At 73.0% G+C, this 1,113-nt stretch carries 1 protein-coding gene; it reads left to right on the top strand.

The annotated features are described in order from the left end of the window. Positions 1-823, top strand: an 823-nt coding sequence (locus tag ACYVE9_RS27850) for a glycoside hydrolase family 1 protein (protein ID WP_461030662.1), incomplete at its 5' end; no start/stop codon positions are given. Positions 824-1,113 lie beyond the last annotated feature (290 nt).

The following is a 1,113-nucleotide window of genomic DNA, read 5'->3' as shown; positions in this document are numbered from 1 at the left end:
CCACCACCTCAACCTCGGCCACGGCCTCGCCGCGCAGGCCCTGCGGGCGACGCTGCCGGCCTCCGCCAAGCTCGGCATCAGCCTCAACTCGGCGGTGGTGCGGGCCCGTACCGACTCCGCCGCCGACCGGGACGCCAAGCGCCGCATCGAGGCGCTGGCCAACGGCATCTTCGAGGGCCCGGTGCTCCAGGGCGCCTACCCCGAGGACCTGTTCACGGACACCGCCCGGCTCACCGACTGGAGCTTCGTCCAGGACGGCGACCTGGCGGACATCCACCAGCCGCTGGACGCGCTCGGCGTCAACTACTACACGCCGTCGCTGGTCTCCGAGGTGGAGGACGGCGAGGTGGAGCGGCGCGACGGGCACGGACAGAGCGCGCACTCGCCGTGGCCGGCCGCCGACCGGGTCGCCTTCCACCAGACGCCCGGCCCCACCACCCAGATGGGCTGGGCCGTGGACGCGACCGGCCTGCACGAGCTGCTGCTCCGGCTCGGCCAGGCCGCGCCCGGCGTGCCGCTCTACATCACCGAGAACGGCATGGCCTGCGACGACAAGCCGTCCGCCGACGGCACCGTGCACGACCAGGACCGGATCGACTACCTGCACGGCCACCTGGCCGCCGTGGAGCAGGCGATCGGTGACGGCGTGGACGTGCGCGGGTACTTCCTCTGGTCGCTGCTGGACAACTTCGAGTGGGCGTACGGCTACAGCAAGCGCTTCGGCGCGGTCTACGTCGACTTCGACACCCAGGAGCGCATTCCGAAGTCCAGCGCCCACTGGTACGCGGAAGTGGTGCGGAACCGGGAGCTGCCCGCCGTCTGACGACCCGGGGGGGGCGGGATCGGGGTGCGGCGGAGGGGGCAACAACCGCCGCACCCCGGTGGGGTGGTCCCTGTGGGGGGTGATCAGAACACTAGCCGCAGCGATCCGGACAATTGCCCGCCAAGGCGACACCGGGCGGCGGCCTTAGGGCGGCCTTAAGGTCCGGATGGACGGACCTTAAGCGTCCGTCACGCCCGGCGACCCCGCCGCCGCGTCCGGTGACCGCGCCGGGACACGGGCGGGCGGCCGTCGGTGTCGAGCGCCAGCCACAGCCGCACCTCGGCGCCCCC

Source organism: Streptomyces sparsus (assembly GCF_054776295.1).
The sequence above is the reverse complement of the archived record's forward strand: the minus strand, read 5'-3'. Positions and strand labels throughout refer to the sequence as shown.